Source organism: Plebeiibacterium marinum (genome assembly GCF_026013615.1).
GTDB classification, from domain to species: domain Bacteria; phylum Bacteroidota; class Bacteroidia; order Bacteroidales; family Marinilabiliaceae; genus Saccharicrinis; species Saccharicrinis marinus_A.
The window spans coordinates 58246-71882 of record NZ_JAPDPI010000028.1; the positions used below are offsets into that span (position 1 = coordinate 58246).

The following is a 13637-nucleotide window of genomic DNA, read 5'->3' on the forward strand; positions in this document are numbered from 1 at the left end:
TTATTCGCATCCAAAACACGAAATGGGTTTATCGGGCACAAAATCTATTATTTTGTAATTCAATTCCTTGGAGACACTTTCAGTAGATTCATTAATGTTGTTAAATACCAATGAATTGTCACCAAATACTATTTTTAGGGGCGATATAAAAAAAGCATTCTCATTGCAATAACTTGTTACAAGTTTGGGTGAAAACCTTTTGTATTCAACACTACCTTTTTTAACTACTATTTGGTTAGATGAGGTGATAACACTTTGTACAGAACCGTCTTCGTTCAAACATAAAGAATGACTTTCTGCCTGAATGCCGTTTGGGTCGGGGTCAAATACTTTTAATTTGCCAATAGGACTGTTAACGGCAAGTTCTTCTAGGGGTTCAAAGCCTTTTACCTTTCCGTTTTTATAAAAAGAAATACCCTTTCGAATAAGCATTTCGCCCATATCTGTTGTTATTTTCACATGCTCATTAGGCCAAAACAGTAAGCTTTCTAGCTCACCTGTTTCATAAAACTGCAAATAGATTGGTTTAACTTTAATTTCACCCACAGCCGTTTGTATATCAATGATTTCTGCCAATTCACATTCATTCTCTTCCGTCCAAAAACCAGTAACTTTTCCATTTAAAGGGAAGGTACGATACAAAGCACCGCTTTTATAAAATATTACCAACTCGGATTTTATAGTTCCAACCGAAGTGGGTATTTCTGTTAACTTTTCTAAAGGCAACGATTTTAATTCACCTGTTTTATAAAATTTTACAGGGGCTTCCTTTTTTCTCCCAGAGTCATCATCAAGGGTATATCTTGGAATAAGATTTCCGACAGATGTTTCAAGAATTATTTCTTCGCCAACTAAAACGGTATCAATATTTCCATTTTTATTCCTTGAAATTAAATGGCTTTTCGATGAAAATTGTTGTTGCATATCCATTATTTGATGTTTTAGTTCATTTATCATTCCTTCATGTTTTTGCTCTCTATGTAATCTCGTATATCATTTAACTGAAAATTATATTGTTTACGCAATCTTCCCAATCTTTTATTATTGTTACCAGTAGGTACATTAATGCTTTTAGCCAGTTCATGTGCAGAAACATTGTACTTTTCTGCAACTTCATTAATAGTCATGTTCCCATATATTTCGATATCTGATTGGTGAGCATGTTTGAGCTCCGTATGATGCTCTACATCTGGTATTTTTTCTTGGTCTTGTCCTATGTCAGGTTTTGCTTCAACTTTGTTTTTATATTGCCTTTCTTCAAAAGAATAGCCTTTACCATGCTTACTATTGTGAGCATGGTTTAAGACACTTTCATCAACTTCGGGATTAAGAAAAAAAGGAACAATACCAAAAACAAACGTGAATAATACCAATAATGAGCCTAGGATAACTCGCAATGCTTTTGCTGGTACCATCTTTTTAAAAATTCCAATAATCTGTTTCCAATGAAATACAATGTGAAGTACCAATAAAAAGAGCAGGACAAAACTCAGGATTAAATGAATTGTTCCCCACTGGTGTCGGTCAATACCCCAATAGTAAAGTTCAACATCACGTCCATAAATATCATTTCGTTTAAAGCCAGGAACAAGCACGTATTTAATCAGAAAACCAATACCAGCAATTGGTATTATTAACATAAACATGAGTATGTCTATTGATAAATTTAATTTTGGTTTGTTGATTTTCATAGTATTAATCTTTAATAGCTCCAACAGGACATTCTCCTAAACATAAGCCGCAGTTACGACATTTCTCATTGTTAATTTGCGCTTTACCATCAATTAATTCTATAGCGGCCATAGGACACACCTCTACGCATACACCGCAACCAGTGCATTCTTCTTTATTTACTACCGGATACTCCATAATTTTAATTTTTATGTTAACATATTATTTGCTTATTTTATTTACCAGCTTTTCAAAAGCCTGTACAATTAATTTGCTGTTTGATGCAAATACCGTTTTACCAGTATCACCAAGTTCGCAAACATCACTTACAAGCGGTATTTCAGCCAACAAAGGACAACGAAGCTCTTTGGCAAGTTCAATACCTCCTCCATTTCCAAATAAATAGTATTTTTCATCGGGATGTTTTTCGGGTGTGAACCACGACATGTTTTCTACAATACCCAATATTTCAATATCAATTTTTTCGGTTTTGAACATATTGGCAGCTTTTCGCCCATCAGCAACAGCCATTTGTTGCGGAGTAATTACTATAATAGCCTTTGCTTGTGGCAATTTCTGTGAAAGGGTAATACAGATATCTCCTGTTCCTGGAGGCATATCAATTACAAGGTAATCCAGTTCGCCCCAAACGGTATTTTCAAGCAACTGTGTTAAAACTTTTGAAGCCATTGGCCCACGCCAGATTATAGCATCTTCCTTTTTCATTATCAGACCAAGCGACATGGTTTTTACACCATATCTAGAAATTGGTATAATTGCTTCTTCCTCTTCTTTTTTTTCTACTTGAGGGTGTTGGTCACTTACGCCAAGTGTTAAAGGCACAGATGGTCCATATAAATCGGCATCTAAAAGCCCGGCAGAAAAGCCTTCTCTTGTTAATGCAACGGCAAGGTTAGTTGCAACAGTTGATTTTCCAACCCCTCCTTTACCTGACGCAACAAGGATTATGTGTTTTACTTTATCTAAATAATTTGCCATAATTACTTCTACTTATCTTTTATTTCAAAAGCTATATGCTGTAACATGCTATCTGTATTTTAAATATTGAATGGGATAATCGGTTGGTATTTTGCCTTGTTTTATTTGCTTAAGTTTATTTCTCGTAAGTTTTTTGTTTAAAGCAGATAGATGGTCAATAAAAAGCAAACCTTTTGTGTGGTCAAATTCATGTTGAATAACCCTTGCCGTATAGCCGGAAAACATTTTTCGATGTAAAACAAAATCTTTGTCAAGATATTCAACAATAATATCCCATGGTCGTTTTATATCTTCACTTATTCCTGGGATACTAAGGCAACCCTCGGTCAGTTTGTTTGTTTCTTCGGAATATTCTAATATATTGGCATTTATAAAAACTTCTTCAATACCCTTGTCGCCACAAAATAACTTCTTACGGTAATTTGTTTCCAGTTCATCATACATTAAGGTACTTTTTACAACAAATGCGTTAAGCTGGCTATCAATTTGAGGAGCAGCTAACCCAACTCCACCTGATATTTCAAGCGTATTCCATAAATCCTCAATAAGTTTATCTACCAAAATATCCCTATCGTAGATGTTCCGGCTTTTTTGCCTCAAAACCGGATTACCATAGGCTATAATCGGTAAGGATTTATTTGTTAGTTCATCAATCTTTTCCATACCGTTTTTATGATTTCTGTAATTTCTGATTCAGGTTGATATTCAACGATAGTTTGTCCTAGAGTCATCGCTTCAACCATTTTTTCATCAAAAGGAATTTGAGCTAACAAAGGGATATTACTTTCATTAAGAAAGGTTTTAATTTCGTTTACAACTTCCTTGTTAATATCAAATTTGTTGATGACGGCATAAGTTTCGATATTGAACGAGTTAATCAATTCTACAAGACGAACAGCATCATGCAATCCCGATTTTGTTGGCTCAATTACAAGTAAAACTAGGTTAGTACCAGATAATGAAGCTATAGTTGCACATCCAATTCCGGGAGGGCCATCGTTAATAATAAAGTCACCATTAAAATTCTGGCTGATTTCTTTTGCTTTTTTACGAACCTGACTAACCAGTTTGCCTGAATTTTCTTCACCTGGCCCCATTTCAGCATGTACTAATGTTCCAAACCGAGAGTTAGAAATAAACCAATGATTGCTTGTGTTTTCAATTGAAGATATTGCGTCATTCGGACATACACGTTCACATAACCGACAACCTTCGCATTGCAGGGAATTAATATATATTTCTCCATTGTCATGCTGATGAATCGCATCAAAACGACAATGTTGTAAACATAAACTACAGGCATTACATTTCTCGCTATCAATGCTAACTGCCCACCCACTTGAAAAATCGTATTTTTCCTGTATTGTTGGATTGAAAAGCAAATGAAGGTCGGCAGCATCCACATCATTATCGCAATAAACAGCATTTTTAGCTACCGAAGCCAAAGCAGCTGCAATGGTTGTCTTTCCTGTTCCACCTTTACCACTTAAAATAGTTATCTCCTTCATAATTCATGTTCATTTCATTAGTTTATGTGATAAATTCTCAACTATTTTTTCATAACTGAGTTTTATGTTATCAGGTGTGTTTTCAACAATATTTCCTTTTGCGTAAATGCTTGCATAGTCCCGACTAAAAGGCAATTCACCCAAAAGTTTAATGCCTTCATTTTTTAAATATTTATATACTTCATTACTGCCTAAACCAGCTTTGTTCACAATAACCCCAAAAGGTATTTCTACTTCTTTCATAAGGTTTACCATTAATTTTAAATCATGTAAACCAAAAAGGGTTGGCTCTGTGACAAGTATCACGTAATTTGCATCGCTAATAGTTTCTACCACAGGACAGCTCGTTCCCGGAGGGGCATCAAAAATTACAATTTCATTATTTTCCGACACTCTTTTTTTGAGGTCTTTAATCAGCATAGTTTGCATAGCAGAACCAATTTTGAGCCTGCCTTCTTTTAAGCCATTGATATTTTTTGTCCGGTATGAGTTTACCCAGCCAATTGTTTCAGGATGCTCAGTTATTGCGTTATGCTTGCAAGCAACCATACAAGCACCACAGGAATGGCACAGGCTTTTGTTTACTTCGGCAAAATTTACAGGTGGTATTACAACAATGGCATTAAACTCGCAATAATCAACACACTCACGACAAAAAGTACATTTATCTGTATCAATATGAGGTATTAATTGAAAAACCTCTTCCTGTTTTTCCTTAATCGCACCCTCAAAGAATATAAGATCATTGGGTTCTTCCACATCACAATCAACCAGTTCTATTTTATTGCCTAATACTTTATGTAGCATGGCATATAAGTTTACTGCAACTGTTGTTTTTCCGGTTCCGCCTTTTCCACTTGCTATTGCAATTTTGTATGACATGTCAATATTAATTTAACTGAGTTACTATAAGGTCATTCATACTACACCCCAGCATTTCTGCCATTGGTTCACATTTTGCCATAAGCAGAAAAAATGTGTTTGGGTGTTTCTCGTTCATTAATCCCTCAAAATTGCCCTGGCCTTTTGAAATGATTAAGTCTGCACTATTATATGCCAGTTTAAATTCATCAGAACAAAACTCCAACAAAGTTGATGGTGCATCGAACCCATTATCAATTATCTCGCATATATTATCAATACCAACCTGTTTGGCGTCTTCTATTGTAACATCGTTAATTACAGGCGCTCCTCTTGTTACAAAAGTTACTTTAGGATGACGTATAGTTTCAAGCAGTAATCGGTCGAAAAATACTTCCCCGGCATTGTCACCTAGATATAATATCCGTTCAGCTTTATCAATAGCTTTCTTGAACTCTTTTGATTTGTCAATAGCAAAGGGAGTGTTTATTAAATCTTTTATTTGTTCCTTAATATCTCCATTTACGCTGTGCGCCCCATAGTCTATAATATTTCCTGCTACGGCAAGTCTAACTGCTGTATAAAAAGGATTATTACTGTTGTCGATATAGTTCCTCCAATACTCATAATCAGCTAATAATATTTTATTAGCACTTAATTTCTCACTAGCATACAAATCTTTGGTATTCAACTTTTGTTTTGCAAAGCGTTGAATATTAGTTGCTAATTTGGGATTAATCATACTGCGATTATCCCCCAATATTTCATGCACTGAAAAGATGAAATCCTCCGAAACAGTTTTTGGAGGATTAAACTTAGCAAGCAGATTTTTCACAGTTTTTATGTGACAAAAATAACACTCTGGTCTCATTCAAATTTTATATTAATGTCCACCACATTCATGATCTGCATCATGATTGCAATAATTAGCCGTAAAATTTAATGTACCGTCTAAGTGTCCTTTCACTAATTCAATGGCATTTAGTTGGGGCGCACCAACAAAAGCATTTACTCCGTTTTGGTTAAACAGTTGAATAGCTTTTTGACCCATCCCTCCGGCTATAATGTCTGTTACGCCTTTCTCACCTAACCATTGAGGTAACAAACCAGGTTCGTGTGGGGGAGGCACAACTTTTTCTTCTGAAATAACTTTATCGCCATCGGTATTTACCAATGCGAAAAACTTACAATGCCCAAAATGAGCATCCAGTATTCCTGTTTCGTTAACAGGCACAGCAATTTTTTTTGTCATGTTTAATAAATTTTTCTAATGTTATAAATGATTAACATACCTGTTAAAATCAGGCTTACTTGTGCTAAAGAATCTTTGAAATTGGTTTTTCTGTGTATTTGCGGTACAAGGTCTGCCAATGTTATATAAATAAAGCTTGCTTCGGAAAAAGCCAATACATTAAGAATTGGTTTATTTGCTGCTTCAGGTTTAGAATATGCTAACAACCTACCTAAATAGGTAGTAACCCCGATAAAAGATTAAATGTCAATGCTTTTACCTTGGAATACCCGTTGTTTGAATTAAATAATCGCATACCAGAAGGATACACGATTATCTAAAACTGAGTTTTAAACTACTTGAAATCAAGCGTTCCCCCTTTCATTCCTTCTACCCAAACCTTTACCTGCACCTCTACCTGTTCTTCTGCCAAACCCTCTTCCTAATCCACGAGAAGTTTCATTAACATCAATTTGTTCGGTAGTTTCCCGATTGTTGGGATTACATTTCCCCATTTTACGGCCTGTCTGAGAACCTTGTCCCTCTGGGCCTGTTCTATCAAATCTTGGCATAATTCTAATTTTTAAGTTTTTTAATGATATTTTCAATTGTTAAGTTGTCATCTTGTAAGATGACCATTTGAATTTCAAACTTATCCAACAGCTCTTTAGCTTTTGGGCCAAAGTCGCCTGAGATTATTTTTTTAACATTTAATTCAATAGCCTTTTCAGCCGCCTTCGTACCTGCACCATTAGATGCATTGAGATTCACGTTTTCAATGAACTCTGCTTCTCCGGTTTGTTCATCGTAGATACAAAACCATGCAGCCCTACCAAAACGCTTATCAAAAACCGCAGTTGTTATATTTCCAGATGATGTTATTATTGTTTTCATATATCATTTTTTAAAAGATTAATATTAATAGATGAACACATTGCACAGCAGTGCTTGTTTTGTGTTTTAGGTATAGTAAATCGTGCATTGCATACATGGCATTCATACCAGTTTTTATCTAATAATGCGTTTCCATAAACCGTTCTGATTTCTTTTACCTCAACCATTGCCTTTGCAATTTTTCTTCTTGCACTTTCGTAAATTCTTGCAAAGGTTGGACGGGAAATGCCCATCACTTTTGCTGCTGTTTCGTGGTTCATAAAATCATAATCCGACAATTTTATAGCTTCGTATTCTTCATAAAGCAATTCAATAAATTCATTTTTAGAATGATTTGCCCCATAAGGTTTATATCCTTTAAATCCAGGAGGAGCAATCACTTTTCTTAACCTTCTACGCCTTGGCATACAGACAACTAAATATTTAAACGAGAATATTCTCATTACAAATATAATGAGATATATCTCATTATGAAAATTTATTGATTCTTTTTTTTAATTCTATATTACATTGTCTACAGGTCGGTACAAAGGGAAATATGTTAACCATGTTTACCTCATGTTAACCGATAAAAGTTTAATATACAGTAAAATAATATATTTGGTTAACACGGTTAACATAGTTAACAAAGGTTTTTATTCAACATCTTTGCAAGTTTAAAAAGGACAAAAAAAATACCGATTAGAACGGTATTATAAGTTCAGTTCAACATCATTTATTATTATCCCCATACTTTCGGGTATATCTTCATATTTAAACCGATAACAGCTCCCTAACGGTTTTTTATTAATTGCTTTATCTCTCGACTTCTGCGTTGTATTTTGAATAAAAGATGTATTGCCTTTTGATGTAAGCAATGATTTCAATGAGTTCGCATCCAAATCGTTTAAGCCATTCTTTTTTACATATTCCTTGTAATATGGAAACAGGAGAGGAAATTTAATAAACAGGTTCTTATTTACCGGGTCTTTTAAGTAATGCGTGTTTACTTTAATCTCACTTTTTGGTTGGCTCAGTTTAAAAGCAATGGCTTCCCAAAATATGGAGACATCTTTAATGGTACTGGCCATCTCATTTTGCTTAATTGTATTCTCAATAGCGGACTGTTTGTATGTTGAATAATCAAATGGAAGTTCCAAACTGTTTTTTAATAGCTGGACCGGAGTTAGCAATAAAGCTATGTGCTTAATCTGTCGGTCAGAAATTTCAGTAACAGCTGTTATTTCCGGTTTAAGTTCGTAAAAAATAGAATCAAACACCGTTTTAAACTTCGTCTCAATTACATTCCGGTATTTTAGAAGTTCCCTGGTTATGTTGCAAAAACCTTGTTCTTTTTCTTTTATAAGGGTTTTATAAGCATGGGTGCTTTCATCTGAAAACTTATTGTCCTCAAAATGTAGTACTATCATTCGGGCAAACAGTGCAGCTTCAGATGTGGGCAGCTCGTTGCCATCAACCATACAGGCAGAACTAATTTCAAACGTTGTGGTTTTATTATCGTTACTTTTTTGAGCCATAGTGTAAAGCTCTCCATCGTAACCTGTTTTAAAAACATCAACAGTTTTCTTATCAATTGCGTTAGTGTATTCTTTCAGATAATAAAGTGCATTATTTCGTTGAGTAAGCGAACGAGAAAAACCTTTATCAGTTGAGTTTAGTAATGATATGCCATGATTCGGTTCGCCAAACAGATGTAGAAAAAAGTTGACAAAATTTGATTTACCAGCACCCTGGTCTCCAAACAGAAACAGGAATGGGAAAAAGCCTGTAAGTTCAAGTATAAAATCACGATACAAAGCAAGTATGATGAAGGATATACCAATTGCGCCATTAATACCATAAGCATTATAAATCAGTTCCGACCATTCTTTAAAGTTCAGGTTTCCTGCTTTGTATGTAAATTTACGTTGTCCGGAATAACTTTTATCGTCAAGGTTTGTGTATGCAAATGGAGGCAAATAATAGGCGGATTTGCCATGATTTACAATGCCGAGCTTATCAGGATAAAGCAATTTATTATCATGGGTTATTGTAGCATCTGCAAAACAATAGGTTTTTGATTCTTGCTGATAACCCAGCTGATTTACAGTAATGGCATTTTTCTCATTATCGTACAGGTAAGTAAGGATAGTGTCAAGATTTTGTGTGTTCCCAAAGAAAGTTAAGCCACGCCCTGATATGCTACGAATTACTTTCTTAAACTTATCGAGGTTAAGCTCCGAACTTGTTATTTCATTTACTGTAATCTCTCCTGTATTTCGTTGAAACTTAATTAACCGTTTCCTTTCTTTTGTGCCATCCATTAAGTGATAAACCGAATCCATCAGGAAGTTGGATAGCTTTCTTTCAACAGGTTTGCTTTTATGAAACTCATTGGCATAGTAGCATCCATTTTTCTTATAAAAGTTGTATTCTTCGATGTCGGCCAGTTCATCAATGCTGAATTTTGGAATAGGCTTATTAATAATATCTTCCCAAAGCAATTGGTAATTGTTCATGTTTTGAAGAAAATCAACAATTGTTTTGTCTTGAAGTAAATCATTGGCATCCTTATTCTCCGGTAATATTAACCTACGTAGTGATTTAATGTCAAATCGGTTGGATAAAATATAATCTTGATAATACTCTGCACATTTATTTCCTGCACTATCGTTATCCATTGCTAAAACAACGATTTTCCCTTCAATATACTTTTGAAGGATTTTAGGATTCTTGATTTTATTCTCTGTGGAAAACAAAGCTATGGATGAACAGCCTTTCATTGATAATGCATTTACAACGCCTTCCTGTATGAAAACAACATCATAATCGGGATTATACATTTTATCATAGATGCTGCCATTTAACGTTCCGTTATTTTTGGCTTTGGGCTTACCTTTTTTAGGATTAATCATCCTGCGGTTAATGAGTTGATTATTGGCATCAATAAAAACAATGGCATCAGCGTGTGAATCGTACCAATAACTATTGTCAGGCAAATCATCTATAAAACTAATTCCACGAGATTTTAGGTAATCAGTAGCAGTTTCTTTAGGATTGTTTTTTATCGCAAAAAGCATTTTGTCGAAAGCACTTGTTACATTCTGTGATGGTTGAAACGTCTCTTTAATGCCGAGATATTCCTCCTGTAAATATTTGATAGCCTTATGTTCGTTCCAACCTGAATTTAGAGAAATCAAGAAATCAATGGTGCTGCCACCGGAACCACATGAAAAACATTTGAAGAAATTGTTTTTCTTTTTAATGCTAAAAGCCGGAGAATGATTCGTGCCTTTACCGCTACCACAAAAAGGACATTTTTCCAGTTGATTAGTTTTATTGAAGCAAGTTCCGGTTTCCTTTTCAATAAGTGCTTTTATATCAATTTGCTTTACTTTTTCAATTGTTTGCATCTGTATTGTTATTGAGCCATAACCTGGCTGTTTAAATCCTTTTATTCTTCTTCCCCTGCGCTTTCATCATCTTCCTCAATGCTCAAACGTTGTTTTTCCTTTTCGAGATGCTGAACCATGCTCTTAGTCAACTCTTTGCTTTCCATGCAATTGCCAATTATTGTTATCATATAAATAGCAAATTGAATATCGCTTTGTTTTAGTGCTTTTGCAGTATCGTTTATGGCATTAAAGATTTGTTTTTGCTGCTCTGTTTTTGGGATAGGCATTTCTTCTATGTCAACATCGTGTTGGGTTATGGAAGAATGTCCATGTAGTTCTTCATCCTCTTCAACAAAACCCAGGGCAGCTTGTAACTCATCTTTTGATAAACCCATTAATTCGGCAGCCTTTGGGCTATTTCCAAGTATCTTGCTTCCAATTCCTGAGAGTACACCCGTTGCTACACGTTTTAATAGTTCTGTGTTTGAATACCCGGCAAGTCTGGTTTCAAGCTCTGACACCTCTGTTTTGTACTCAGAATTTGCCTTTTCTAATTCTTGATTTTGTTTTTTGAGGGTATCTCGTTCAGAAGTTATATCAAGTAACTGCTTTTTCAAAGAGTTGAGTTCGGTTTCCTGTTTGTAATCGCTGAATTTTTTCTCAAACTGCATTAAAGAATTTTCATACCGGGAATTATTTACTGCTCCCAATAGTCCTGCTAATCCGCTTAAGGCATTTCCGTTGTTTTCTTTGTCGGCATCATTTCCTGTTAATGCACCAAATAACAAATTGAAGTTTTCAATACTTCCCAATCCACCTATATTATTATTCAATTGGTATTTTTTAATTGCCATATCAACCGCCTGCTCTATCTGCGCCAGATTTGATACAGGTTTCTCAGCTTTCCTGTTCTCCTCTAAACCAATGTTGTACCGTGTAACTAATCCTGCTTTTGGACTTTTACCACGATAAATATCGACTTTGATATTGCCGCCGTCTTGATTGACAATATCTTTAGCAGATTTCATATTCTCATTAAAAGCTTCAATATTATTGGTTCTTGGTACAATCAGTATAAGTCCTGAATTGTCTTCGACTAATATTTCATAAGCGTAAGTTGCGTTTTCTTGCAAATTCCGATATATGGCATCTTGCAAATTGCTATGTTTTTCCTTCATTGTTGCATTTTTTTATGTTGTACTTAATTCTTATGGTATTAAATGCTATTGGTCAGGTACATTTTTTTATAAAAAGCTATTTCGACCAACTTTGCAGCGATTATTACCTATTGTGAGCAATAAAAACCTATCAAACAGCAACATATTTAAATGTTGAAGCTATTAAATAGTGACTGGTCATCTATTATTTTTAAAAACTCCATTTGTGATTTTCTCTTTGACTTACTTCTAATAGACTTTTCAATACTATTGAGCAAAAGAGAGGGATTCTTATCCTATTAGACTTAGGCTATGGGTTGTTTTTAGTAACCCATAGCTTACCATTACCTTACTCATCATCTTCTTCCGAGTAATCATCATCCAGGTCTTCCAAATAGTCAATCATTTCAATAATAGCCTGGCTGTGTTCCTCTGGTTCGTATTCTACTTTAACAAGGATTTCATCATCTTCATTTGTGCCAATGATTGCACCTTCAAGTTCATACTCTCCCAATAATCCGGCAAATTCAACCATCAAATCTGCCGAAACATTAAATGTTCTGTTTTTCATATTTATTAGTTTTTAATGAAACAAAAATTTATCTGTGCTTAAATAAAAGCTATTCAATTTTCGGGTGGAGTTTTATTGATTGCTTTGATAAAGATTACAGTTCCTCAAATTCTTCTGGCTCAACACAGAAATGTTCGAGTATTAATAAAAGTTGCTGCTTGTTGTAGTAGTGCCGTTTAGTATGACCAGCTTTCGCAATCTGCCTTTTTAAATCGGGGCATGTGTCTATTTCACGCCTTAGATGCTGCATGGCAGATTTAATTGAGACACTATTAGGATATAACTTTGTTACTAACTCTTGCTTTAATATTGTTCTGCGATTTATCATAGCGATGAATTTTATTTAGATAATTGATTTTTTTTAGAGGAATTGATGTTGAGAATAGAATACAACTGTAGAACCTTGATATTTCGCATAATAAATCGAAACATAAGGCAATAAATCAAAAAACACTTAGGGACTATAAACACAAAAAGCCCCTGAACGGAGCTTGTTTTAAAAGAATCGACATGTATTTTCGGCATAATTATAAAAATTATACCCTTGACAATTAGCAAAGGCAAATATATAATTTTAGCTGAAAATTGCTGAAAGTTTTCGCTTGAATTTATTTGTAGCGGATTAATTAACATATCTCGAATTCTAATAAGTTAATCAAGTACTCCGCTACGGATTACAGTAGAAATTGCCTCTAAATCTTCAAGGATATAGTTCGAAATTTGACCGCTTGGGTTCACACCTTTCAGGTAATAAAGAAGTTAAAAGCTTGTAAATCGTATGATTTACAAGCTTTTTTGTTTTTTAGTAAATTGATTTAAATCAATTTAATTTAAATCTCAGGTGTAACTTGAGTGTAACTTGGAAATTTTCTATATTTGGTTACACTTGAGGGTGTGCTACTTGTTGATATTGAGTGTGGTACGAGCTTGAGGTGATATTGATAGCCATTGAATTTGATTGATATTGATTGTGATTAGGGTATGTTATACAAAGTATGACTCCTGTTTGATTTTTTTATACACAATAAAAAACAATTGCAATGACTACAAACCAGATGCTTTATGTGAAATTTTTCACAAGGACTACTAAGAAGGATCCTGAATTAGGAATGCTTTATTTGAGAATAACATATAATGCAAAGCGTGTTGATCTTTCATTTAACCATAAAGTTAAAATGAGAGCATGGGATTCGGATAAAGAATTAGTAAAATCTGCTGATAAGAATTATCATAAACTAAATCAGGCCATTAATTCAGCCAGGACAAAAATTTTCAGTATTTAGTCAATCCTTAAAAATGGAATAGATTGTTGATAACCAGTTAATAAGCTTTTATTCTTAAGTTTATAATTCTGCAAGCAAATGAGTATTT

Annotated in this window: 17 protein-coding genes; 1 reads left to right on the forward strand and 16 read right to left on the reverse strand. The window is 34.3% G+C overall.

Annotation, left to right across the window (positions count from 1 at the left end):
• The 16 genes from OM074_RS13790 to OM074_RS13865 all read right to left on the reverse strand — a co-directional run bounded on the left by OM074_RS13790 (nt 1) and on the right by OM074_RS13865 (nt 12594).
• Entirely contained in the window at nt 1-957 is a 957-nt protein-coding gene (locus tag OM074_RS13790; RefSeq protein ID WP_301200384.1) for a hypothetical protein, read from the reverse strand.
• Entirely contained in the window at nt 954-1691 is a 738-nt protein-coding gene (locus tag OM074_RS13795; protein ID WP_301200385.1) for a DUF4405 domain-containing protein, read from the reverse strand. Before OM074_RS13795 ends, OM074_RS13790 begins: the two co-directional genes overlap by 4 nt.
• A 4-nt stretch (nt 1692-1695) precedes the next feature.
• Complete coding sequence (locus OM074_RS13800) at nt 1696-1869, reverse strand: 4Fe-4S binding protein (RefSeq protein WP_301200387.1); 174 nt, start codon at nt 1867-1869, stop codon at nt 1696-1698.
• A gap of 24 nt (nt 1870-1893) precedes the next feature.
• Nucleotides 1894-2670, reverse strand: a complete 777-nt coding sequence (locus OM074_RS13805; protein ID WP_301200389.1) for an Mrp/NBP35 family ATP-binding protein — start codon at nt 2668-2670, stop codon at nt 1894-1896.
• Nucleotides 2671-2718: 48 nt separating this feature from the next.
• A complete protein-coding gene (gene def, locus OM074_RS13810; protein ID WP_301200391.1) occupies nt 2719-3333 on the reverse strand; it encodes a peptide deformylase in 615 nt (204 codons plus the stop codon).
• A complete protein-coding gene (locus tag OM074_RS13815; RefSeq protein WP_301200393.1) occupies nt 3312-4178 on the reverse strand; it encodes an ATP-binding protein in 867 nt (288 codons plus the stop codon). Before OM074_RS13815 ends, def begins: the two co-directional genes overlap by 22 nt.
• 9 nt (nt 4179-4187) lie before the next feature.
• Nucleotides 4188-5060 carry a nucleotide-binding protein gene (locus OM074_RS13820; protein ID WP_301200395.1) on the reverse strand — a complete coding sequence of 291 codons (873 nt, stop codon included), beginning with the start codon at nt 5058-5060 and terminating at the stop codon, nt 4188-4190.
• A gap of 7 nt (nt 5061-5067) precedes the next feature.
• Nucleotides 5068-5910 carry a damage-control phosphatase ARMT1 family protein gene (locus OM074_RS13825; protein WP_363320268.1) on the reverse strand — a complete coding sequence of 281 codons (843 nt, stop codon included), beginning with the start codon at nt 5908-5910 and terminating at the stop codon, nt 5068-5070.
• Between the two features lie 12 nt (nt 5911-5922).
• The gene (locus OM074_RS13830; RefSeq protein ID WP_301200398.1) at nt 5923-6291 is read right to left on the reverse strand and encodes a NifB/NifX family molybdenum-iron cluster-binding protein; all 369 of its coding nucleotides are present in this window, start codon (nt 6289-6291) and stop codon (nt 5923-5925) included.
• Between the two features lie 344 nt (nt 6292-6635).
• Nucleotides 6636-6842, reverse strand: coding sequence for a DUF5320 domain-containing protein (locus tag OM074_RS13835; RefSeq protein WP_301200400.1), 207 nt, complete (start codon nt 6840-6842; stop codon nt 6636-6638).
• 4 nt (nt 6843-6846) lie between these two features.
• Entirely contained in the window at nt 6847-7164 is a 318-nt protein-coding gene (locus OM074_RS13840; protein WP_301200402.1) for a NifB/NifX family molybdenum-iron cluster-binding protein, read from the reverse strand.
• Nucleotides 7161-7571, reverse strand: coding sequence for a DUF134 domain-containing protein (locus OM074_RS13845; protein ID WP_301200404.1), 411 nt, complete (start codon nt 7569-7571; stop codon nt 7161-7163). Before OM074_RS13845 ends, OM074_RS13840 begins: the two co-directional genes overlap by 4 nt.
• A 285-nt stretch (nt 7572-7856) precedes the next feature.
• The gene (locus OM074_RS13850; protein ID WP_301200406.1) at nt 7857-10556 is read right to left on the reverse strand and encodes a CHC2 zinc finger domain-containing protein; all 2700 of its coding nucleotides are present in this window, start codon (nt 10554-10556) and stop codon (nt 7857-7859) included.
• A 41-nt stretch (nt 10557-10597) separates the two neighbouring features.
• Nucleotides 10598-11716 carry a hypothetical protein gene (locus OM074_RS13855; protein WP_301200407.1) on the reverse strand — a complete coding sequence of 373 codons (1119 nt, stop codon included), beginning with the start codon at nt 11714-11716 and terminating at the stop codon, nt 10598-10600.
• 328 nt (nt 11717-12044) lie between these two features.
• On the reverse strand, nt 12045-12266 hold the full coding sequence (locus OM074_RS13860; RefSeq protein ID WP_301200409.1) for a hypothetical protein: 222 nt from the start codon (nt 12264-12266) through the stop codon (nt 12045-12047).
• 94 nt (nt 12267-12360) lie between these two features.
• Nucleotides 12361-12594: a DUF4248 domain-containing protein gene (locus OM074_RS13865; protein WP_301200411.1), complete on the reverse strand. Its 234-nt coding sequence runs from the start codon at nt 12592-12594 to the stop codon at nt 12361-12363.
• Nucleotides 12595-13306: 712 nt separating this feature from the next.
• Here OM074_RS13865 and OM074_RS13870 point away from each other — a divergent pair.
• Nucleotides 13307-13549: an Arm DNA-binding domain-containing protein gene (locus tag OM074_RS13870; protein WP_301200413.1), complete on the forward strand. Its 243-nt coding sequence runs from the start codon at nt 13307-13309 to the stop codon at nt 13547-13549.
• Nucleotides 13550-13637: the final 88 nt, after the last annotated feature.

What these genes read in the sequence shown, in the direction of transcription:
- OM074_RS13795 (WP_301200385.1), bottom strand. Translation starts at nt 1,691, where the DNA reads ATGAAAATCAACAAACCAAAATTAAATTTATCAATAGACATACTCATG.
- OM074_RS13790 (WP_301200384.1), bottom strand. Translation starts at nt 957, where the DNA reads ATGATAAATGAACTAAAACATCAAATAATGGATATGCAACAACAATTT.
- OM074_RS13825 (WP_363320268.1), bottom strand. Translation starts at nt 5,910, where the DNA reads ATGAGACCAGAGTGTTATTTTTGTCACATAAAAACTGTGAAAAATCTG.
- OM074_RS13835 (WP_301200400.1), bottom strand. Translation starts at nt 6,842, where the DNA reads ATGCCAAGATTTGATAGAACAGGCCCAGAGGGACAAGGTTCTCAGACA.
- OM074_RS13805 (WP_301200389.1), bottom strand. Translation starts at nt 2,670, where the DNA reads ATGGCAAATTATTTAGATAAAGTAAAACACATAATCCTTGTTGCGTCA.
- OM074_RS13850 (WP_301200406.1), bottom strand. Translation starts at nt 10,556, where the DNA reads ATGCAAACAATTGAAAAAGTAAAGCAAATTGATATAAAAGCACTTATT.
- OM074_RS13840 (WP_301200402.1), bottom strand. Translation starts at nt 7,164, where the DNA reads ATGAAAACAATAATAACATCATCTGGAAATATAACAACTGCGGTTTTT.
- OM074_RS13865 (WP_301200411.1), bottom strand. Translation starts at nt 12,594, where the DNA reads ATGATAAATCGCAGAACAATATTAAAGCAAGAGTTAGTAACAAAGTTA.
- def (WP_301200391.1), bottom strand. Translation starts at nt 3,333, where the DNA reads ATGGAAAAGATTGATGAACTAACAAATAAATCCTTACCGATTATAGCC.
- OM074_RS13800 (WP_301200387.1), bottom strand. Translation starts at nt 1,869, where the DNA reads ATGGAGTATCCGGTAGTAAATAAAGAAGAATGCACTGGTTGCGGTGTA.
- OM074_RS13845 (WP_301200404.1), bottom strand. Translation starts at nt 7,571, where the DNA reads ATGCCAAGGCGTAGAAGGTTAAGAAAAGTGATTGCTCCTCCTGGATTT.
- OM074_RS13830 (WP_301200398.1), bottom strand. Translation starts at nt 6,291, where the DNA reads ATGACAAAAAAAATTGCTGTGCCTGTTAACGAAACAGGAATACTGGAT.
- OM074_RS13860 (WP_301200409.1), bottom strand. Translation starts at nt 12,266, where the DNA reads ATGAAAAACAGAACATTTAATGTTTCGGCAGATTTGATGGTTGAATTT.
- OM074_RS13855 (WP_301200407.1), bottom strand. Translation starts at nt 11,716, where the DNA reads ATGAAGGAAAAACATAGCAATTTGCAAGATGCCATATATCGGAATTTG.
- OM074_RS13815 (WP_301200393.1), bottom strand. Translation starts at nt 4,178, where the DNA reads ATGAAGGAGATAACTATTTTAAGTGGTAAAGGTGGAACAGGAAAGACA.
- OM074_RS13820 (WP_301200395.1), bottom strand. Translation starts at nt 5,060, where the DNA reads ATGTCATACAAAATTGCAATAGCAAGTGGAAAAGGCGGAACCGGAAAA.
- OM074_RS13870 (WP_301200413.1), top strand. Translation starts at nt 13,307, where the DNA reads ATGACTACAAACCAGATGCTTTATGTGAAATTTTTCACAAGGACTACT.